This window comes from Streptomyces sp. NBC_00878, assembly GCF_026341515.1.
Taxonomy (GTDB): Bacteria; Actinomycetota; Actinomycetes; order Streptomycetales; family Streptomycetaceae; genus Streptomyces.
In genome coordinates this window covers 981,117-999,230 of record NZ_JAPEOK010000001.1, presented here as the reverse complement: position 1 = coordinate 999,230, position 18,114 = coordinate 981,117, and the positions used below count along the sequence as shown (strand labels likewise).

Below are 18,114 nucleotides of genomic sequence, written 5' to 3'. Positions count from 1 at the left end.
GACCATGAGCAAGCCGCTGAAGCAGATCCACCTGGCCGCCCACTTCCCCGGCGTCAACAACACCACCGTCTGGAGCGACCCGGAGGCCGGCAGCCACATCGAGTTCAGCTCCTTCGCGCACTTCGCGCGGACCGCCGAACGCGCCAAGTTCGACTTCCTGTTCCTCGCCGAAGGGCTGCGGCTGCGCGAACAGGGCGGAAAGATCTACGACTTGGACGTCGTCGGCCGACCCGACACCTTCACCGTCCTCACCGCGCTGGCCGCCGTCACCCAGCACCTCGGTCTGACCGGCACCATCAACTCCACCTTCAACGAGCCCTATGAGGTGGCCCGCCAGTTCGCCAGCCTGGACCACCTCTCGGGCGGACGCGCCGCCTGGAACGTCGTCACCTCCTGGGACGCCTTCACCGGCGAGAACTTCCGCCGCGGCGGTTTCCTCCCGCAGGACGAGCGCTACTCCCGGGCCAAGGAGTTCCTGGCCACCGCGAACGAACTCTTCGACTCATGGCACGGCGACGAGCTCGTCGCCGACCCGGACACCGGCACCTTCCTGCGCTACGCGAAGGCCGGCGCCTTCGTCCACCACGGCCAACACTTCGACATCGAGGGGCAGTTCAACGTCCCGCGCTCCCCGCAGGGCCGCCCGGTGATCTTCCAGGCAGGCGACTCCGAGGAAGGCCGCGAGTTCGCCGCCTCCAGTGCCGACGCGATCTTCAGCCGGTACGCCACACTCCAGGACGGCCAGGCGTTCTACACGGACGTCAAGGCACGCCTGGCCCGCTACGGCCGTACGCCCGACCAGCTGCTGATCCTGCCCGCCGCGACCTTCGTCCTCGGCGACACCGACGCCGAAGCGGCGGAACTGGCCCGCGAGGTGCGTCGGCAGCAGGTCAGCGGGGCGACCGCCATCAAGCACCTGGAGTTCGTCTGGAACCGCGACCTGTCCGCGTACGACCCCGACGGGCCGCTGCCCGACATCGACCCCGACCTCGGCGAGCACACCGTCGCGCGCGGCCGGGCCCAGGTCCGGATGTACCGCGACCCGCTGGCCACCGCCCGCGAGTGGCGGGAGCGCGCGGCCGCCAACAAGTGGTCCATCCGCGACCTGGTCATCGAGACCGGCAACCGCCAGGCCTTCATCGGTTCCCCGGCCACGGTCGCGGCCACCATCGACGACTTCGTCCAGGCCGACGCCAGCGACGGCTTCATCCTCGTCCCGCACATCACCCCCGGCGGCCTCGACGCGTTCGCCGACACGGTGGTCCCGCTGCTCCAGGAGCGCGGAGTGTTCCGTACGGAGTACGAGGGCACCACCCTGCGTGACCACCTGGGCCTGGCGCATCCCGATGTCGACGCCGATGCCAACACCGATGCCGACGCCCATTCCCATGCGGGAGTGGGCGGTGGTCATCTGACTTGATGCGATTGCCCTATGGGATCACGCTCGTACTCAGGGTGACATGGTCGGGCTCGGCCTCAGTCGAGCCCGACGTAGTCGCGCAGGGCCTGTGAGCGGGAGGGGTGGCGCAGCTTCGACATCGTCTTGGACTCGATCTGCCGGATGCGCTCGCGGGTGACCCCGTAAACCTGGCCGATCTCCTCCAGGGTCTTCGCCTGACCGTCCAGCAGCCCGTAGCGCAGGGTGATGATGCCTGCCTCGCGCGGAGTCATGTGGGCGAGGATCTCCTGGATCGTGTCCTTGAGGAGGAGGAACGTCACCGCGTCGAAGGGGGAGACGCTCTCGCTGTCCTCGATGACGTCACCGAGTTCGCTGCCGCCGTCCTCGCCCAGCGGCAGGTGCAGTGAGACGGGGTCCTTGGCGTACTCGTCGAGTTCGGCGATCTTGGCGGCAGGCAGCTCCATCCTCTCCGCCACCTGCTCCAGCGTGGGTTCGACGCCCAGTTCCTGCAGCATTTCCCGGCGGAGTCTGGCCACTCTGTTGATGATCTCCACCGCGTGGACCGGAATGCGGATGGTGCGGCTCTGGTCGGCCAGGGCTCGTGTCAGTGCCTGCCGGATCCACCACGTCGCGTAGGTCGAGAACTTGAAACCCTTGACATAGTCGAACTTTTCAACGGCTCGAATCAGACCCGTGTTGCCTTCTTGGATCAGGTCCAGAAAAGTGAGGCCCCGTCTCGTATAACGCTTGGCGATGGACACGACCAGACGGAGGTTCGCCTCGATGAGGTGGGATTTCGCCCGGTGGCCGTCCTCGACGACGATTTCCAGCTCGCGCCGGAACGCCGGATCCAGATCCGGTTCTTCCGCCAGCTTCTGCTCGGCGAACAGGCCGGCCTCGATCCGCTTGGCGAGATCGACCTCCTGCGCGGCGCTGAGGAGGCGGACCCGGCCGATCACCTTCAGGTAGTCCCGAACGGGATCGATCGAGGCGCCGTCGGAGGTGAGCCGGGGTTCGGGAGCGTCGGCGTCGTAGTCCGGAGACAGCGGAAGAGCCTCCTGCCCCTGCCCTTGTTCTGGCGTATCCGTCTCCATCGCGGTCAACATCTCTTCCCGTGCCTCAGTTCTTGGTGCAAACTCAACAATGTTGAGCAAGACCCTCGGTCTTCAGGAATCCTGAATTCTCGTCGTCGACGGTGATGATTGATCGGCGTGGGAATCGTCATCAGGCTCGCCCCATTACGGTACACCCGGCAGCGCCCCGGTAGGCGGCCCGGCATTGCCGCGAAATGTGGGTGACATGAATCACGTGCTACGCGCTGTTGATTTTCCCAGCGGATTCTGAACCCCAAATATTCCGTGGCCCGTGGGTACGGTGCGCCCGCGGTCCTGAAGATCCAAAAGATCGGCGCGGACACCGCGGGCGCCATGCCGTGGTGCCGCTGATCGACCGCGACCTTGCCCGGCCCGCCGCCGTCACGGTGACGCCGGTCCGTGCGGCGCGGATCGTCCTGGGCCGGTCGCGCCCAAGTCCCCGCCCGCATCCCCGTCCCCGTGTCCCCATCCCCATCCCCAGCGAAAGTTTCGAATAGCGCTGCTTACGCGATGGAAACGTTGACCCAGTAGCAACCGGTTCCTACATTAAGCGCGCCTCAACAGGGCGTGAAGGGACCGGAATTCATCCAGTTCCTCCGCATCGAAATTTCTCGAAACAGCGGACAGGCGAGCCGATGCGCCGGAAGCGGAAACAGAGGGGTGAGGGCATGAAACACCACGCCAGCCAAGGGATTCGGGTGGCGGCCGGCGCCGCGGTCATCGCCCTCACGGCGTCGGCCTGCGGCGGGAGTTCCTCGGAGAGCGCCGACGGAACCGTCACGCTGACCGTCACGACCCAGGTCGACTACGGCTACCGGGACCTCTACAAGGAGTACGAGAAGAGCCACCCCGGCATCAAGGTCAAGGAAGTCCTCATCGAGGACCTGCCGAAGAAGCTCGTCACCCAGCTCGCGGCGAACCGCGGAGCGAGCGACGTGGTGGGCCTCGGCGACGACACCATCGGCAAGTTCAAGCCCAGCCACCAGCGCTTCCTCAACCTCGCCGACCACGGCGTCAACAACACCGACGACCCGTGGGTGAAGTGGGCGTACGACTACGGCACGGTCGAGAGCGGCGCGTACGTGATGGGGATGCGGACCGACATCGGCGGCCTCGGCATCTGCTACCGCACCGACCTCTTCAAGAAGGCCGGACTGCCCACCGACCCCGAGAAGGTCGGTCAACTCTGGCCCACCTGGGACAAGTTCACCGAGACCGGCGAGAAGTTCCGCGCCAAGGTGAAGGACGCCGCCTTCACGGCGAACACCGGAGACGTCTGGGTCGGCATGGGCAACCAGCACAAGGAGACGTTCTTCGCCGAGTCCGACGACTCGTTCCTCGCCGACAAGAACACCTCTCTCAAGAAGGACTTCCTGACCGCCGCGAACATGTCCGAGGAGAAGGTCAGCGGCGGATATCCGCCCTTCACCCCGGAAATGGCGAACGCCCTGAAGAACGGCAGAACGGCAACCGCTGTCTGCCCGGCCTGGAAGCTCGACCGCACCAAGGAGGCCTCCGGCGCCGCCAACTCCGGCAAGTGGTCCGTGGCCGCGGCTCCGCAGGGCGGCAACTGGGGCGGCTCCTACCTCCTCGTGCCCAAGCAGAGCAAGCACCCCAAGGAGGCCGTGGCCCTCGCCCGCTGGCTGACCTCCTCCGAGGTACAGAAGAAGCTGTTCCTCTCGAAGGGCTACCTCTCCAGCCACCCCGCGGTCTACAACGACCCCGAGGTACAGGCGAAGAAGGACCCGTACTTCTCCGACGCCCCCACCGGCAAGATCTTCGCCGAGGCCGCCGACTCGATGGAACCCATCTACCGCGGCACGAAGGACAGCGACGTCGCCTCCGCCTTCATGAACGCGCTGCTCCGCGTCGAGCAGGGCAAGCAGAAGCCGGAAGCCGCGTGGGACCAGGCGATCGACGACGCCAAGAAGGTCGCGGGGGAATGACCCGATGACGGTCACCGAGACCCGCCCCGGGACGGGAGCTCCCATCGCTCCCGCCCCGGGGCGGCACCACCGACGCCGCGCCTGGCGCTCCCGCCTCACCCGCTTCGACCTGCGCTGCACCCCGTACCTGTTCATCCTGCCGTTCTTCGTGATCTTCGGTGTCTTCGCGCTCTGGCCGCTTCTCCACACCGGCTGGATGTCGCTCCACGACTGGGCGATCATCGAGGGCGACCAGGGCTGGGCGGGCCTGGGCAACTACCAGGACCTCTTCGCCGACGAGTACTTCTGGAACGCCCTGCTCAACACCGGGCTCCTGCTGGTGCTCGGCACCGGCGGCGAACTCCTGGTCGCGCTCTGGCTCGCCGCCCTCCTCAACCGGAAGCTCAGCGCCAGCGCGGTCTGGCGGGCCGGAATCGTGCTGCCGCACATCGTGTCGGTGGTCGCCGTCAGCCTCGTCTTCGCCCAGCTCTTCGGCTTCCAGACCGGCATCTTCAACGACGTACTGGGTCTGGTCGGCATCGACCGGATCAACTGGCAGGCCAACCGCTGGTCCGCCGTCCTCGCCGTCTCGACGATCATCATCTGGCGCTGGGCGGGCTACTTCGGGCTGATCTTCCTCGCCGCGATGCAGGGCGTCCCGCGCGAGCTCCACGAGGCCGCGATGATCGACGGTGCCTCCAAGCGGCGCGTCTTCTGGTCGATCACCGTGCCCTCGATCCGCCCCACGATCATCTTCAGCGTCGTCATGTCGACCATCATCGGCATGCAGACCTTCGCCGAGCCCCAACTCTTCGACGTCCAGGGCACGGAGGGCACGGGCGGCAGCGACCGGCAGTTCCAGACGCTGATGATGTACCTCTACGAGAAGGGCTTCCGCGAGTTCAACGCGGGCTACGCCGCCACCCTCGCCTGGGTGATGTTCCTGCTCATCGCCATCGTCTCCGGCATCAACTACGCGCTGTCGCGGCGCATCGCATCGAAGGACTGATGCCGTCATGGCCCTCGCCCAGCCCACCGCGCCCCGGTCCCGCCAGAACGCCGAACGGGCGGACCGACGGCCCGGCTACCTCCTCTACGCCACGCTGGTCGGCGTGCTGGCCGCGTCCCTCTTCCCGCTCTACTACTCCTTCGTCCTGCCCACCCGCGACAACTCGGCGATCGGCGACTCGCTGCTCAGCCTCACCCCGGGCGGCAACCTCTTCCACAACATCCGACGCGTCTACGACACCGTCGACTTCTGGCTCGCACTGCGCAACTCGATGATCATCTCCACGACGGTCACGGTGTGCTGCGTCCTGCTCGCCTCGCTCGCCGGATTCGCGTTCGCCAAGCTGCGGTTCCGGGGCCGCGACGCACTGTTCGTGGCCGTCGTGATCACCGCCATGCTCCCGACGCAGCTCGGCATGATCCCCCTGTACATGCTGATGGGGGACCTGGGCTGGATCGCCACACTCAAGGCCGTCATCGTCCCGGCCCTCGTCAACGCCTTCGCCGTCTTCTGGATGCGGCAGGCCTGCGACGAGTCCGTACCGTACGAACTCGTCGAGGCCGCACGCGTCGACGGCTGCTCCACGCTCGGCATCTTCTGGCACGTGGCGCTGCCCGCGATCCGCCCGCAGGCCGCCGTGCTGGCCATGTTCACCTTCATGGCCAGCTGGAACGACTTCATGTGGCCGCTGATCGTGCTCGACCCGTCCGTCACGCCCACCGTGCAGACCGCGCTGTCCTCGCTGGCCAGCGGCTACGCCCTCGACTACACGCTCATCCTGTCCGGCGCCGCCATCGGCGTACTGCCGCTGCTCGTCGTCTTCCTCCTGCTGTCCCGGCAGATCGTCGCCGGTGTGATGCAGGGCGCCGTCAAGGGCTGACGCCCACGGCCGCCCACGACAGTCCACGGCCGCCTACGACCGCTTCCGACAGTTCCCGACAGTCCTTCAGGGCAGACCCGAGGATTTCCGGCGCCCCCACCGACCCTGTGTGAAAGGACCTGCATGACCGCGGGCCACATCAGCAACCCCGTGCTGCCCGGATTCCATCCGGACCCGAGCATCGTGCGCGTCGGCGCGGAGTACTTCCTCGCCACCTCGACCTTCGAATGGTTCCCGGGCGTCCCCGTCCACCGCTCCACCGATCTCGCCCACTGGGAGCCGGCCGGGCACATCCTGGACCGGCCCGACCTGCTCGACCTGCGTGGAGTCGTCGACTCGGCGGGCGTCTGGGCGCCCTCGCTCTCGTACCACGAGGGGCGGTTCTGGCTCGTCTACAGCATCGTGCGGACCGTCGGGCACCCGTACAAGGACGTCGACAACCACCTGATCACGGCCCCGTCGATCGACGGCCCGTGGTCGCGGCCGGTGTTCCTCAACTCCTCCGGTTTCGACCCCTCGTTCTTCCATGACGAGGACGGCCGCAGCTGGCTGCTCAACATCCAGTGGGACCCGCGCGACGGGCATCCGTCCTTCGCCGGGATCGTGCTCCAGGAGTACGACGACGACAAGCGGGCCCTGATCGGGCAGCCGCGCACGATCCTCACGCACGAGGAGCTGATCGAGGGGCCCAACGTCTACCGGCACGACGGCTGGTACTACCTGATGCTCGCCGAGGGCGGCACCGGCTGGAACCACGGCATCCTGATGGCCCGCTCGCGCGAGCTGACCGGACCGTACGAACTCGACCCGGACGGTTCGCTGTTGACGACGCGCGACGCCCCGGAGTGGCCGTTGCAGAAGGCCGGCCACGGTGAGCTGGTCCAGACGGCTGCGGGGGAGTGGTACCTCGCCCACCTCGCCTCCAGACCCGTACAGACGCCCGACGGGCCGCGCTGCATCCTCGGCCGGGAGACCTGTCTGCAACGCGTGACCTGGACCGACGACGGCTGGCTGCGGCTGGCGGGCGGAGGGCGGCGGCCGAGCCTGGAGGTCCCGGCGCCCACCGGGGCGGAGCCGGGACCCGCCGCCCCGACCGTCGCCCGGGACGACTTCGACTCGCCCTCCCTGGGCGGAAGTTGGAGCACGCTCCGGGCTCCCGCGACCCCCGACTGGCTGACCCTCCGGGAACGTCCCGGGCATCTGCGGCTGCGCGGCAGGCAGAGCCCGCACTCGCGGTTCGACCAGAGTCTGGTCGCGCGGCGGCTCACCTCGGTGCGCAGCGAGGTGACGACGGTCGTCGACTTCCGCCCCTCGCACTTCAGTCAACTCGCGGGCCTCATCTGCTGGTACGACACCTCGACGCACTTCTATCTCCGCCTCACCCACGTCGAGGGCCGGGGCCGCGTCCTGGGCGTGGTACTCACCGACGACGGGGTGTACGGGGAACTCCCGGACAGCGAACTCACCACGGACGACTGGCCGTTGGTGTATCTGCGGGCCCGCTTCGACGGCGCGGAACTCCGCTTCGCCGCCTCGCCCGACGGCACGGACTGGCATCCCGTGGGCCCGGCCCTGGACGCGAGCAAGCTCTCCGACGACTACGGGGACCGGCTGCGGTTCACCGGCGCGTTCGTCGGCGTCTGCGTGCAGGACCTGGGCGGGACCCGCGCCCCGGCGGACTTCGACTGGTTCGAGATGCGGGAACACGACGGAGGGGAGTAGCCGAGACCGGACGGGAGCAGCCGAGACCGGAGGGGTTCGGCGCGTGCAGCCTTCTCGTCGACAACCGGTTTCTCGTCGGCGCAAGCCGCCGGCCCCGCCAGAGTCCACCCCCGGACCGTCCGCCGCCTGCGCGTGAACCACCCACCGGACCTCCGATTCCCGGCCCTGAACGACACCCACTCTTTTCGAAAGTCGGTGCAGACCCTTGACGCGGTTTCCGGACAGGAAGAAGCTCTGCCCACCCACCACAGCAACCGGTTGCCGAACTCTCCTCGACCCACCCAACCCGAAGCAGGAGGTGAGCAGTTGATGCGCTCTCATCCCGGTCCGTCCCTGGACCGCCGTCGGTTCCTCGCCCTGTCGGCGGGTGGCGCGGCAGCCGGCGCGGCGGCGATGAGCGGCTGCGCGCTCCAGGTGTCCTCCGGAGTCGGCGGCGGTGGCAGTGGCGGCGGCGAAACCGTCACGCTGATGGTCCAGCCGGAAGACATCGCGCCCGAACTGCTCAAGCAGGCGCACAACGAACTCGGCATCACGATCATCACGGTGAAGAACGACATCACCAAACTGATCGCCATGCTCACCGCCGGCAACCCGCCGGACCTGGTGCGCGGCATCGGTGCCCTGGACACGCCGTACTTCGTCGCCCGGGACGTGGCCGAGAACCTCGACCCGTACTTCGCCCGGAGCCGCATCCTCAAGGCCGAAGACCTGGACCCGGTCAACGACCTGTGGCGCTACGACGGCACGACCCAGGGCAAGGGTCCGCGCTACGGCATGGCGAAGGACTTCTCCCAGGACTCCATGTACTGGTACAACACCACGCACTTCGACGAGGCGGGGCTCGACCATCCGCCGGACACCGAACCGGTGACGTACGAGGAGTGGCTGGCGAACGCCAAACGTCTCACCCGGCGCGAGAACGGCCAGACCACCGTCTTCGGCGGCAGCTACAACGGCCTCAACAGACCCGCCCTCCTCACGAACCTGACCGCGGCCGCCGGAGGCAGTCTCTTCGCCGACGACTTCACCCGCGTCGACTTCACCACCCCCGAGGCCCGCAAGGCCCTTGCCTGGTACGTGGGTTATGCCGGTGCCAGGGTCGGGCCCAGCCTCATCGACCCCGACCCGAACGCCTGGGACGGTCCCACGTACCAGGCCGGGCGCATGGCCATGTCGAACTCCGGCTACTGGCTCGGCGGCATGATCAACACCGACGAGAAGCTGGCGAAGGCGTCCCGTCTCGCGCCCGCCCCGGTATTCGAAGGCGGCCGGCGGATCAGCTCCTGCCAGGGCGGCACCGGCCTGTGGATGCCGAAGAAGGCCCGGAACAAGGACGCCGCGTGGCGGGTCTTCGAGTGGTTCTTCGGCGAGGCCCCGGCCAAGGCGCGCGCGGCGGGCGGCTGGGGCATCCCCACCCTGAAGTCCCTGCGCCCGCTGATGCCCGCCCAGGAGGACTACCAGAAGCGGGTGCTGGCGGTGCAGGAGGCCGAGTTGAAACATTTCTCGGTCATCTCCTTCACCCCCTACGCCAAATGGGACTCGCTCGAAGCCATCTTCAACCAGATCGCCCCCGCGGCGATGAACGGCCGGATGTCGGTCGACGCCCTGGCCGGTCGGCTGAACTCGGCCATGAACGAGCAGCTGAAGCGCGGTAAGGAGCAGGTGGGATGACGGTCGACCGGACCAGCACCACCGCGGAGCGGCCCCGGTCGGCCGCGCCCGCCGACAAGTCGCCGACGCCGGGTGCCCGGACATCCATGACCACGCGCAAGCACCGGGCGTTCTACATGTTCGCCTCGCCGTGGATCGCCGGGTTCGTGCTGCTGACCGTCGCGCCCATGGCGTACGCGCTGTGGCTGAGCCTCACGACCTTCGACGGCCTCTCGCCCCACTGGCGCTTCGTCGGCTTCGACAACTACGGCGAACTGCTCTCCGACTCGGTGACCTGGGACGCACTGGGCCGGACCGGCCTGTTCGCCGTGACCTCGGTGCCGCTGTCGATCATCGCGGGACTCGGCCTCGCGGTCCTGGTCAACCGGCCGCTCAAGGCGCGCGGTCTGTTCCGCACCCTGCTCTATCTGCCGGCCGTGGTGCCGCCGGTGGGCGCGGGCATCGCCTTCAAGCAGCTCTTCGACAAGAACTCCGGTGCCGCCAACGGCGCTCTGAACATCTTCGGCATCGACGCCATCGGCTGGCTCGCCGACCCCTACGCCCGCTATGTGATCCTCATGGCGGTGCTGTGGGGCGCCGGCAACATCATGATCATCTCGCTGGCCGGGTTGCAGGACGTGCCCCGCGAACTCCACGAGGCCGCCCGGATCGACGGCGCGAGCTCCTGGCAGACCTTCCGCAGAGTGACCGTGCCGCTGCTCTCACCGGTGCTGCTCTTCCAGACCGTGACCGGGGTCATCGCCTCGGTGCAGACCATCATGCCGCTGCTGCTCTCCGCCGACGCCACCCCGGCCGGCGTCACCCAGATCCCGCAGTCGAACTACATGTACATGATGCATGTCTTCTCGCAGTACTTCGCGTTCGGCCGCTACGGCTATGCCTCCGCACTCCTGTGGGTGCTCTTCGTGCTGATCCTCATCGTGACCGGACTCATCTTCAAGGCCACGTCCGGCGTGGTGTTCTACAACGTCGACCCGGAGGCGAAGAAGTGACCGCCACGACCTGGTCCACCAAGTCCACCAAATCCGCGAAGTCCTCCGAGCCCGCCCCGCCCGGCACGCCCCCCACATCCGCCGCGCACGTGCGGGTACGTGTGTCCCGCCTCGTCCTCTACACCGTCCTGGTCGCGGTCACCGGCCTGTTCCTCGGCCCCTTCGGCTGGCTGGTCCTCACCGGTCTCAAGTCACCGGCCGAGCTGGCCGCGTCGCCCGTGCACTGGCTGCCCGACCAGATCAAGTGGGGCAACTTCGCCGACGCCTTCAACCTCATCGACTTCCTCGGCTACGCCCGCAACTCCCTCATCATCGCCACCCTCTACGCCACCCTGGTCACCCTCACCTCGGCCTGGGTCGGCTACGGGTTCGCCCGCCTCGAAGCGCCCGGCAAGAAGACACTGTTCGGCGTACTGCTCGGCTCGATGATGCTGCCGCAGATCATCACCCTCTTCCCCACCTACCTGATCTTCGCGAAGCTCGGCATGGTCAACACCTACTGGCCATGGGTCCTGTGGGGTCTGTCCGCCGCCCCGTACCTCGTCTTCCTCTTCCGGCAGTTCTTCGCCGGCCTGCCCCGTGAACTGGAGGAGGCCGCGATCGTCGACGGCTGCGGCTACGCCCGGATCTTCTGGCGGATCTTCCTGCCGCAGTCCTGGCCGGCCCTCGCGGCCAGCTTCGTGATCGCCTTCACCTGGACCTGGGGCGACTTCATCGCGCCGATGCTGCTGCTCGACACCGACCGCTCCACGCTCGCCGTCGCCGTGATGACCACCTACGTCTCGTCGGCCGGGACTCCCGTCAACAACCTCCAGGCCGCGGCCTCCGTGATGTACGTCGTGCCCATCCTGCTCGTCTTCCTCGTCGCCCAGCGCGGATTCGTCACCGGTATGTCCACCACCGGCCTCAAGTAGCGGCCCACTTCCCCCTTTGAAGGAACTGCCATGAACGACGCCCAGAGCACCGGACTGACCCGGCGCACCCTTCTGCAGGCCGCGGGCGCCACCGCGGCCGCGTACTCCCTGGTCGGCGCCGCGGCCGGCACCGCCGGTGCGCAGGACAGACCGGAGGCCGCCGACCGGCTCGTGGTGCATCCCGTCCCGGCCGGGCTGCCGCTCAACACCAGCTTCTCCGTCAAGGCACGCAAGCCCGGCGGTGTGTGGCGGACCGTGCCCGTCCTGCGCGCCCGGACGAAGACCATCAACGAGGCGACCGGCTCGGGCATCGTCAGGGATTCCTCCGTCGCCGGCTTCGACTTCACCGGCACCGTCGAGGTCGAAGTCACCTCCTCCAAGGGCGCCTTCGGCTCCGCGCGGATCCGCCCCCTGTCGTACGCCGTCGAGCACGAGGTGAGCGGCGACACCATCCGCTTCAGCCTCGACGAGCCGCGCAACCTCTCCATAGAGATCGACGGCAACCTCTACGACAACCTCCACCTGCATGCCAACCCGGTCGAGAAGCAGCGGCCCGACGCGGACGACCCCGACGTCCTCCACTTCGGCCCCGGCATCCACACCGTCCCGGACAACGTACTGAAGGTGCCCAGCGGAAAGACGGTCTACCTGGCAGGCGGCGCCGTACTGAAGGCCAGGGTGGACTTCACCAACGTGGAGAACGCCCGGTTGATCGGCCGGGGCATCCTGTACGACGCCGATGGCGGCACCACGGTGGCGTTCTCGAAGAACATCGAGATCGACGGCATCCTCGTCCTGAACCCGAAGACCGGCTACTCCTGCACCATCGGCCAGTCCCAGCAGGTCACCGTCCGCAACCTGCACTCCTACAGCTACGGCCAATGGGGCGACGGCATCGACGTGTTCAGCAGCGAGGACGTCCTGATCGAGGGCGTCTTCATGCGCAACAGCGACGACTGCATCGCCGTCTACGCCCACCGCTGGGACTACTTCGGCGACTGCCGCAACGTCACCGTCCGCGACTCCACCCTCTGGGCCGACGTCGCCCACCCGGTCAACATGGGCACCCACGGCAACCCGGAGAAGCCCGAGGTCATCGAGAACATCGTCTTCAGCAACATCGACATCCTCCAGCACCGCGAGCCGCAGGTTCTCTACCAGGGCTGCTTCGCCCTGAACCCCGGTGACAGCAACCTCATCCGGAACATCCGCATCCAGGACGTCCGGGTGGAGGACTTCACCTGGGGTCAGCTGGTCAACATGCGCGTCATGGCGAACCGGTACAACGCCTCACCGGGCCGCGGCATCGAGGACGTGTACGTACGGAACCTCACGTACGACGGCGACAAGGCCAACCTGGCGATCCTGACCGGCTACGACGCGGACCGCCCCATCAAGAACCTCACCTTCCAGAACCTGGAGATCAACGGCACGGTCGTCCACGACAAGATGCGCAAGCCCGGCTGGTTCCTCACCACGGACATGGTGCCGATGTTCGCCAACGAACACGTGCGGAACCTCCGCTTCCTGGACGGGGCGACGGCAGCCTCGACGGTGGCCCCGGAGATCACCAGCGCGGGCGAGGCCACCGCCACCAGGAAGCGCGCCTTCAACCACCTCGTCACCGCGACCGCGCTGCCGACGTCGTTCGACGCCGAGGGTCTGCCGAAGGGCCTGGCCGTCGACAAGGAGACCGGATTGATCTCCGGAACCCCGAAGGCGCCCGGCACCCACACGGTCACCGTCTCGGCCACGAACTCCGTGGGCACGGCGACCAAGTCCATCAAGCTCACCGTGCGCAACGCGTGACGAGGAGTCAGCCGTGCTTCCCCTCAGCCGACTGAGCCGACGCTCCTTCCTCGGCACCGCGGGGCTCGTGGCCGCGGCCGGCGGCGGACTGCTGTCCACCGCCGCCACGCCTGCACGGGCCCAGGCCACCGGAGCGGCGTCGTACGCCTTCACACATCCCGGCCTCCTCCACTCCCGCGAGGACCTGGACCGGATGCGGTCCGCGGTGGCGGCAGGCCTCGAGCCGATCGCCGCCGGCCACGCCGCGCTGGCCGCACACCCCCGCTCCCAGCACACCTACACCGTCCAGAACACCGGACAGATCACCTCCTGGGGCCGCGGTCCCGCCAACTTCATGAACCAGGCTGTCGCGGACTCCGCCGCCGCGTACCAGAACGCCCTGATGTGGTGCGTCACCGGAAACCGGGCCCACGCGGACAAGGCACGGGACATCCTCGACGCCTGGTCGGCCTCGCTCACCGCTGTCACGGGGGCCGACGGACCGCTCGGCGCCGGACTGCAGGGCTTCAAGTTCGCCAACGCGGCCGAGCTGCTGCGGCACAGCGACTACGACGGATGGCCCGATCAGGACATCGCGCGCTGCGAGGAGTCCTTCCTGCGCGTGTGGTACCCGGCGGTGTCCGGCTACATGCTCTACGCCAACGGCAACTGGGACCTGACGGCCCTTCAGACCGTCCTGGCCATCGGCGTGTTCTGCGAGGAACGCACGCTCTTCGACGACTCCCTGCGGTTCGCCGCGGCCGGCGCGGGCAACGGCGGCGTCCGCCACCGCATCGTCACCGACGCGGGCCAGGGCCAGGAGAGCGGCCGCGACCAGGGCCACGAACAACTTGCCGTCGGCCTGCTCGCCGACGCCGCCCAGGTCGCCTGGAACCAGGGCGTCGACCTGTACGGCTTCGACGGCAACCGGTTGCTAGCGAACGTCGAGTACGCCGCCCGCTACAACCTCGGCGGCGACGTCCCCTTCACCCCCGACCTCGACCGCACCGGCAAGTACCTCAAGACGGCCGTCTCGGAGAAGTCCCGCGGCAGCTTCCCGCCGATCTACGACATGGCGTACGCGCACTACGCGAGCGTACGCGGCCTCGACGCCCCGTACACGAGAGACGTCCTCTTCCGGGGCACCGGCGGAACCCGTGTCGTGGAAGGCGCCAACGACGACCTGCCGAGCTGGGGGACCCTGGCCTACGCGGGCGCGCGGGCCGCACCCGCGGCGCCCGCCGCCCCCACCGGGCTGACCGCCGTCGGCGACCACGACAGCGTCACCGTGTCCTGGCTGCCGTCCGCGTGGGCGACCGGCTACACGGTCCGGCGCGCGACCGGACCCGAGGGGCCGTACCGGCGCATCGCGTCCGCGATCAAAACCGTGACCTACACGGACCGAGACGTCAGGGCGGGCCGCACGTACTACTACACGGTCGTCGCCGTCGACTCGCAGGAGGAAAGCGGCAGTTCGGGGTGGATGGCGGCGACCACCGGCCTGCCGGCGCCCTGGTCGACACGGGACGTGGGCGCCGTACGCGTCCCGGGATCGGCGGCCTTCGACGGCGAACGCTTCGTACTGGAGGCGAGCGGTACCGCGGACACCTGCCGGCTGGCGCACCTTCCGCTGCGCGGCGACGGCACGGTCACCGCGCGGATCGTCTGGCCGCTCAGCTCGCAGTACGCCAAGACCGGCGTCACCCTCCGCGGCTCCCTCGACGCGGACGCCCCGCACGCGTCGATGCTGATCCAGGGGCTGCCCCTGCACACCTGGAGCGGGGTGTGGACCGTCCGTGCGTCGTCGGGGGCGCCGGTCACCGGCACCGGCAGCACACCCGTGCCGCCGTCGCAGCAGCGGGCGATCACCAGCGGCGCGTCGTTCCCGATCTCCGACCTCGGCGCCCTGCCGGAGTCGGCGACCCCGCTGGATGCGCCGTACGTGGAGGGCGCGGGTGACGGCTACCGGCTGCGGGCGCCGTACTGGGTGCGGGTGCGGCGCACCGGGCGGCGCTGCACCGGAGCCATCTCCCCGGACGGCGTGCACTGGACCGAAGTCGGCTCCACCGAGGTCGAGTTGGGCCGGACGGTGTACGCGGGACTCGCCCTCACCTCCTGCCTGGGCGTGGCGGAGGAGTACGCGGAGACCGGAACCGGAGCCTTCGACAACGTCAGCGTGACATCCTCCACCGGTGTGGTCTGGTCCGTGCCGCGTCCCGTGCGGAGGGCGACCGATCTACGGGCCGCCGGTGGCTCCGACGCCGTCGAGCTGGCCTGGACCGATCCCGACCTCTCGGCCCGCTACACGGTGCTGCGAGCCGCGCGCGCCGCCGGACCGTACACGCGGATCGCCGCCGACGTCGGCGCGGTCGGCTTCGGCACCCGCCTGCGGTACGCGGACGCGACCGGGGCGCCCGGTACGACCTATCACTACGCTGTCGCGAAGACCAACATCCGTGGCAGTGGCCCGCGTTCGGCCTCGGCCGAGGCACGGATGCCGACGCCGTCCGTCCCCGAACTCGTCTCATCGGCGGTCGTGCACGCCAATCGGGGTGTCCCGTTCCGGCATCTGCTCAGGGCCTCGCACGAGCCCGTACGGTTCTCCGCGCGCGGTCTGCCCGACGGGCTCGGGGTCGACCGGCGCACCGGCCTCGTCTCCGGAACACCGGACCGGACGGGCGAGTTCACGGTCACCGCCGCCGCGGGGAACGCCTCCGGGACTGGGACCGGCACTTTTGCGATCACCGTGGGCATGCCGCCGGCCGCCCCCTGGTCGTACGGGGATCTCGGCGACGTGGTTCTCGACGAGCGCGACCTCGGCACGTACGGGGTGGTTTCCGTCCGTACTTCCGGGATCACGAGCGTGGACGGCGGCACCTTCGTCGTGCGTGGCGCCGGGGCCGACCTGACTGTCAACAACCAGGGAATGACAGGGCAGTTCGTGCGGTGTCCGGTCACGGGCGACTGTGAGGTCACCGCCCGGCTCGTTTCCCGGGACGGGGCGACGAGTGCCGACCGGGTGGGCCTGCTCATGGCCAAGTCCCTCTCGCCGTTCGACCAGGCGGCCGGGGCGATCGTCACCGGCGGGACGACCGCACAGCTCATGCTCCGCAGGACCGTGGCGGGCGCCTCCGCCTTCACCGGCGGCGCGAACGTCACCCTCCCCACTCTGCTGCGGCTGAAGCGCACCGGGACTGCCTTCAGCGCGGCCGTTTCCACCGATGACGGCGTCACCTGGACCTCTCTTGCCGAGGGAGAGATCCCCGGCTTCGGTGACGCCCCCTACTACGTGGGCCTCGTGGTCTGCTCCCGCAGCCAACTGGTCCGCTGCACCTCCGAGTTCGACGAGGTGAGCATCACCCCCACCTAGGCGGCTTGGCGTGGAGGGGGTGCGCGTTCCCGCTCCACGCCCGGCCGCCGATCCTCCATAGGATTGGAGATGCACAGAATGAGCCGCACATCCCCCCACCAGCACCTTCCCAGCACGGAGTTGAGCCGCCGAGGTCTGCTGAAGACCGCCGGCGGTCTCACCGCCGCCCTCGCGGTCGGCGCCTCCGCCACGGCCCTCACCGGCAGTACGGCAGCGGCGGCCCCGGCGCCCTTCACCCACCCGGGCATGCTGCACGCGTACGGCGAACTCAACCGGGCCAAGGTCCGGGTCGCCGCGGGCAACGAACCCTGGCTGTCCGGCTGGAACCGGCTGACCGCCAACTCCCACTCCGCCAGCACCTGGACGCCGCGTCCGGTGGCCACGATCATCCGCGGTGGCACGGGCGAGAACTACAGCCTCCTGTACAACGACATCCACGCCGCCTACCAGAACGCCCTGCGCTGGAGGATCGCCGGGACGACGGCCCACGGCGACAAGGCCCGCGACATCCTCAACGCCTGGTCGGCCACGCTCACCACGGTCACCGGCAACGCCGACCGCTTCCTGGCCGCCGGGATCTACGGCTACCAGTTCGCGAACGCCGCCGAACTCATGCGTGGCTACAGCGGGTTCGACCTCGAACGGTTCAAGCGGATGATGCTCAACGTCTTCTACCCGCTCAACAACCAGTTCCTGAACAGTCACAACGACGCCTGCATCACCAACTACTGGGCCAACTGGGATCTGTGCACCATGAACTCGATCCTGGCCATCGGCATACTCTGCGACGACGCCGCCAAGTACGACCAGGCCGTGAACTACTTCAAGAACGGCGCGGGCAACGGCTCCATCAACCACGCCGTTCCGTTCGTGTACGACTCGGAGGGGCTCGCCCAGTGGCAGGAGAGCGGGCGCGATCAGGGCCACACCATGATGGGCATGGGCCAGATGGGCACGTTCTGCGAGATGGCCTGGTCGCAGGGCGAGGACCTGTACGGCTACGGCGACAACCGGTTCATGAAGGCCGCCCAGTACGTCGCCAAGTACAACCTCGGACAGGACGTGCCCTTCACGAGGTACACGTGGGGTTCGGGTCAGAACTGCGCCCAGCAGGCGCACACCGTGATCTCCGCCAGCAGCCGGGGGCAGGTCAGGCCGGTGTGGGACATCCTCCACTATCACTACGCCCGTCGGCGTGGGCTGTCCGTTCCGTACATCACCGCCATGGCGGAGAGCGTGCGGCCTGAGGGGGGTGGTGGTGACTATGGCGGCAGCAGTGGGGGCTTTGACCAGCTTGGCTTCGGGACGGTGATGTACGCCAAGTAGGCGTTTCTGCTCGCCTGGTGTCTC

Annotated in this window: 12 protein-coding genes; 11 read left to right on the top strand and 1 reads right to left on the bottom strand. The window is 68.5% G+C overall.

Features of this window, described 5'->3' with window-relative positions; genetic code table 11:
- Positions 1 to 4: 4 nt before the first annotated feature.
- Positions 5 to 1,420, top strand: coding sequence for an NtaA/DmoA family FMN-dependent monooxygenase (locus tag OHA11_RS04005; RefSeq protein ID WP_266491976.1), 1,416 nt, complete (start codon positions 5 to 7; stop codon positions 1,418 to 1,420).
- 56 nt (positions 1,421 to 1,476) lie between these two features.
- Here the strand turns inward: OHA11_RS04005 and OHA11_RS04000 are convergent, their stop codons facing one another.
- On the bottom strand, positions 1,477 to 2,493 hold the full coding sequence (locus tag OHA11_RS04000; RefSeq protein WP_323186514.1) for an RNA polymerase sigma factor: 1,017 nt from the start codon (positions 2,491 to 2,493) through the stop codon (positions 1,477 to 1,479).
- A 668-nt stretch (positions 2,494 to 3,161) separates the two neighbouring features.
- Between OHA11_RS04000 and OHA11_RS03995 the strand changes: the two genes are divergently transcribed.
- From OHA11_RS03995 to OHA11_RS03950, 10 genes are all read left to right on the top strand, one after another.
- Positions 3,162 to 4,439 (top strand): ABC transporter substrate-binding protein, encoded by a 1,278-nt coding sequence (locus OHA11_RS03995; protein ID WP_266491974.1) that lies wholly within the window; start codon positions 3,162 to 3,164, stop codon positions 4,437 to 4,439.
- Between the two features lie 4 nt (positions 4,440 to 4,443).
- Positions 4,444 to 5,427, top strand: a complete 984-nt coding sequence (locus OHA11_RS03990; protein WP_266491972.1) for a carbohydrate ABC transporter permease — start codon at positions 4,444 to 4,446, stop codon at positions 5,425 to 5,427.
- Between the two features lie 7 nt (positions 5,428 to 5,434).
- Positions 5,435 to 6,307: a carbohydrate ABC transporter permease gene (locus OHA11_RS03985; RefSeq protein WP_266491970.1), complete on the top strand. Its 873-nt coding sequence runs from the start codon at positions 5,435 to 5,437 to the stop codon at positions 6,305 to 6,307.
- 123 nt (positions 6,308 to 6,430) lie between these two features.
- Positions 6,431 to 8,029: a glycoside hydrolase family 43 protein gene (locus tag OHA11_RS03980; protein ID WP_266491969.1), complete on the top strand. Its 1,599-nt coding sequence runs from the start codon at positions 6,431 to 6,433 to the stop codon at positions 8,027 to 8,029.
- A 309-nt stretch (positions 8,030 to 8,338) separates the two neighbouring features.
- A complete protein-coding gene (locus OHA11_RS03975) occupies positions 8,339 to 9,700 on the top strand; it encodes an extracellular solute-binding protein (protein ID WP_266491967.1) in 1,362 nt (453 codons plus the stop codon).
- The gene (locus OHA11_RS03970; RefSeq protein ID WP_266491966.1) at positions 9,697 to 10,692 is read left to right on the top strand and encodes a carbohydrate ABC transporter permease; all 996 of its coding nucleotides are present in this window, start codon (positions 9,697 to 9,699) and stop codon (positions 10,690 to 10,692) included. The genes OHA11_RS03975 and OHA11_RS03970 overlap by 4 nt, the downstream gene beginning before the upstream one ends.
- A gap of 89 nt (positions 10,693 to 10,781) precedes the next feature.
- Positions 10,782 to 11,606, top strand: a complete 825-nt coding sequence (locus tag OHA11_RS03965; RefSeq protein WP_266506926.1) for a carbohydrate ABC transporter permease — start codon at positions 10,782 to 10,784, stop codon at positions 11,604 to 11,606.
- Positions 11,607 to 11,636: 30 nt separating this feature from the next.
- Positions 11,637 to 13,415 carry a putative Ig domain-containing protein gene (locus OHA11_RS03960; RefSeq protein WP_266491964.1) on the top strand — a complete coding sequence of 593 codons (1,779 nt, stop codon included), beginning with the start codon at positions 11,637 to 11,639 and terminating at the stop codon, positions 13,413 to 13,415.
- Between the two features lie 13 nt (positions 13,416 to 13,428).
- The gene (locus OHA11_RS03955) at positions 13,429 to 16,764 is read left to right on the top strand and encodes an alginate lyase family protein (protein ID WP_266491963.1); all 3,336 of its coding nucleotides are present in this window, start codon (positions 13,429 to 13,431) and stop codon (positions 16,762 to 16,764) included.
- 78 nt (positions 16,765 to 16,842) lie between these two features.
- On the top strand, positions 16,843 to 18,090 hold the full coding sequence (locus tag OHA11_RS03950) for an alginate lyase family protein (protein WP_266491962.1): 1,248 nt from the start codon (positions 16,843 to 16,845) through the stop codon (positions 18,088 to 18,090).
- The last annotated feature ends 24 nt before the right edge of the window (positions 18,091 to 18,114 follow it).

Coding starts and splice junctions, on each gene's coding strand:
- OHA11_RS03975 (WP_266491967.1), top strand. CDS start 8,339: ATGCGCTCTCATCCCGGTCCGTCCCTGGACCGCCGTCGGTTCCTCGCC.
- OHA11_RS03960 (WP_266491964.1), top strand. CDS start 11,637: ATGAACGACGCCCAGAGCACCGGACTGACCCGGCGCACCCTTCTGCAG.
- OHA11_RS04000 (WP_323186514.1), bottom strand. CDS start 2,493: ATGGAGACGGATACGCCAGAACAAGGGCAGGGGCAGGAGGCTCTTCCG.
- OHA11_RS03985 (WP_266491970.1), top strand. CDS start 5,435: ATGGCCCTCGCCCAGCCCACCGCGCCCCGGTCCCGCCAGAACGCCGAA.
- OHA11_RS03970 (WP_266491966.1), top strand. CDS start 9,697: ATGACGGTCGACCGGACCAGCACCACCGCGGAGCGGCCCCGGTCGGCC.
- OHA11_RS03950 (WP_266491962.1), top strand. CDS start 16,843: ATGAGCCGCACATCCCCCCACCAGCACCTTCCCAGCACGGAGTTGAGC.
- OHA11_RS03995 (WP_266491974.1), top strand. CDS start 3,162: ATGAAACACCACGCCAGCCAAGGGATTCGGGTGGCGGCCGGCGCCGCG.
- OHA11_RS03980 (WP_266491969.1), top strand. CDS start 6,431: ATGACCGCGGGCCACATCAGCAACCCCGTGCTGCCCGGATTCCATCCG.
- OHA11_RS03990 (WP_266491972.1), top strand. CDS start 4,444: ATGACGGTCACCGAGACCCGCCCCGGGACGGGAGCTCCCATCGCTCCC.
- OHA11_RS04005 (WP_266491976.1), top strand. CDS start 5: ATGAGCAAGCCGCTGAAGCAGATCCACCTGGCCGCCCACTTCCCCGGC.